This window comes from Lactiplantibacillus dongliensis, assembly GCF_005405105.1.
Taxonomy (GTDB): domain Bacteria; phylum Bacillota; class Bacilli; order Lactobacillales; family Lactobacillaceae; genus Lactiplantibacillus; species Lactiplantibacillus dongliensis.
Map to the genome: position 1 here is coordinate 1 of NZ_BJDK01000071.1, position 1,071 is coordinate 1,071.

Sequence of the window (1,071 nt, forward strand, 5' to 3'; positions counted from 1 at the left end):
CTGAAAATACTAATATCCGACCCCACAGACCTTTTGTATCAAGGTGTGTGGTCTGTTTTTGTACTTTCAACCTTTAGGTTATATCCTTAATCATAACTAAAAAAGCCGTTGACAAGTTGTCAGCGACTTTTTTGTTGCCAAAAATTAGTTTCAACCGCGGTTAAAGTATAGAGTGGTTGCCATTGTTGATGGGCGGCCACAATCGGGGTATCCGCTAAGTAGTTTTCCATAATAATGGTGTTCAGTAATTCAGCTGGTGACAACAAGGTGAGTCCATGAATCAAGTCAGCAAATAACCGGGTATCCGTGCGGGTCTTAGTCGTTAACTTTGGAATGCCGGCTAGTTGCTCAGCCAAGTAGTCTAAGAGGGCAGTCCGAATCAATCGCATCGTGGCGTCATCTTGTTGCGTATCAGCTGCGACCAATGCGGTGTAATAATGCTGCAGGTAGGTCTGCAATGGTTGTAGCGGTTCCCCAGTAGTGGCAGCGAGGGTAAAGCTGGTACCTAATTGATCATCGATGACTAGCGCAGCAATTGTCGTCGTGTCGATGTGCCATTGTTGAGCACTACTGATAATCAGTTCTTGAACTCCAGTCAGGCTCAAGTTGGTAATATGTCGATAAGTCCGTGTCCGTAAGGTAAAAGCAAGGTCGTTAATTGGGTGATGACGTTGCTCGGGTGTGTACCAGCTCTTTAACCATAGACTAGCAATTTGGTCAAAGTCGTTGGCATAAAGTTTAACCAGATAGACTTTCGGTTGCCGTTCAATCACGACAGTGTAGTGGGCGTCCATTAGTTTGACTGGCATAACGTTAGACTTCCCTTGATTTATTTTAGGTTAAAACGGGTGGTTAATTGGTTAATGACGGGGACTTTGAAAAGAATCACCAAAAAGGCAGAATAACAAGTGAAAGTGACGATTTCTTGAATGAGACGGGTCGTTAAGAGAGCTGCCCAAGGCGTCATATACATAATGTGTAACCAAAGACTGTTCCCGGATTTAAAATTGAAGTGCAACACCCGGTAAGGTACACAAAAAGGTCATGGAGACCTATACTTTAATCACCACG

Annotated in this window: 1 protein-coding gene; it reads right to left on the reverse strand. The window is 43.9% G+C overall.

What is annotated here, in order from left to right; translation table 11 throughout:
• Positions 1 to 119: 119 nt before the first annotated feature.
• Positions 120 to 809, reverse strand: a complete 690-nt coding sequence (locus FFM80_RS14430) for a hypothetical protein (protein WP_137641431.1) — start codon at positions 807 to 809, stop codon at positions 120 to 122.
• Positions 810 to 1,071: the final 262 nt, after the last annotated feature.

Excerpts from the sequence above, each read along its gene's own strand:
- FFM80_RS14430 (WP_137641431.1), bottom strand. The coding sequence starts at position 809 with ATGCCAGTCAAACTAATGGACGCCCACTACACTGTCGTGATTGAACGG.